A 1576-nucleotide genomic window follows, 5' to 3' on the forward strand; every position below is an offset into this window, starting at 1 on the left:
ACTCCACGACCCGGTGGCCGTCCGCGCCGGCCAACCGCGGGTACCAGCCGGGGAAGGGCTCGCCCGCCGGGTGGCCAGCCGGCGCCCCCGGCACAATCATCGTCACGCCGAACACGTGGCGGCTGCCGGGCTGGACGGGTCTCTTGCTCATGGTCCTCAGACCGAGGGTGGCGTCGAACCACTGGCCGTCGGTGTTGGTGAACGTGGCCCTGTCGCCGGTGCGCTCGCCCCACAGTGCCTTGTTCGCGAACAGGTTCTGACGCGCACCCTTCGGCAGGTTGAAGTGCCTGCCGTTGACGCTGACGGTGGTCGCGCCGGCGGTGGCGTAGAAGAGTTCCGGGACGCGTTCGCGGAAGGTCTGCGGGCCGGTCGGGGCCGGTGGGTAGGTGAACGGCCGTCCGGCCTTCTCCGTCGCGAGCCGGAACTTGTACACCTCGGTCGGCTCGTCGTACGGGGTCACGTCGCCCTCGGGTGTGAAGCGGGCGCCTGTCGTGCGGGACCACTCCACGACCCGGTGGCCGTCCGCGCCGGCCAACCGCGCGTACCAGCCGGGAAACTTCTCGCCCACCGGGTGATCGGCCGGCGCCCCCGGCACGGTCACCTTCAAGCCGAACACCGTGTCGGTTGTGCCGGCCGGCCAGAGCTGCTGCGTCGCGGGCACGTCGAGGGGTTCCTCGAACCGCTCGCCGACGGCGTTGGTGAACCTGACCTTGCTGCCGACCAGCTCGCCCTTCAGCGGCTGGTGCGCGAACCGGGCATGCTCGGCCTCCGAACCCGGCAGCGCGAATGACCTGCTGTTGACGGTGACCGTGTCCTTTGACGCGGCCGCGTGGAAGGCCTTCGGGATACGTCCGAGGAAGGCGACCGCGGTGGTCCCGTCCGTGCGTCCGTCCCCGACGGCCGGAGGCGCGGACAGGAGTGCCGGCGTGGGGTCCGGGTTCGGGTCCTGGCCCGGGTGCCCGCGGTCGTCGCCGGCGTCCGCGCCTGCGTCCGTGTCGATGTCCATCGCCTGGGTGTGCCGTTCCGGCGTGGGGGGTCGGGACTCGTCCGTTTCGCGTCGGGTGGTGGGTGCGGGGTGAGGCGTGGGTCGGGTGGTGGGGGTGGTGGCGTCGTAGTGGCCCGGGGAGTGGACCACGACGGTGTAGTTCTGTTCGGTGGCGAGGTGGACTGCTTGGTCGGGTGCGGGGTAGGTGCTGGAGCCGTCGCGGTGGATCGCGGTGACGCGGCCGCTCATCCGGTCGGCGATCAGCAGTCCGGGCCCGAAGTGGCGGGCGTAGAGCACGGGAGCGGCGCTGCCGAAGACGTTGTCCCACTGCCCCCCGCGGGTGACCCTGTCCAGGGCGGTGTTCCAGGCCACGGGGTGGTCGTCTCGTATCCGCTTCAGGAGGTCCTCGTACCTGTGCTGGTTGCCGAGTTGGTCCGGGAGGGTCTTCGCCGTCAGGCCGAGGGTGTCGTGCAGGTCCGGTTCGTCCAGGAGGAGTTCGCCCAGCATGGTCGGGCCGAAGCGGAAGTCGTCGAACGCCTCCCGGAACCTGTGCGCCACCTCCTCGCGCAGCTCGGCCTCGCCGACGTGCTC

1 protein-coding gene is annotated in these 1576 nt (G+C 71.3%); it reads right to left on the minus strand.

Features of this window, described 5'->3' with window-relative positions:
* Positions 1-1576: hypothetical protein (locus AB0K51_RS34800; protein WP_363462292.1), on the minus strand; the 1576-nt coding region annotated here is incomplete at both ends.

This window comes from Kitasatospora sp. NPDC049285 (assembly GCF_040678815.1).
Taxonomy (GTDB): Bacteria; Actinomycetota; Actinomycetes; order Streptomycetales; family Streptomycetaceae; genus Kitasatospora.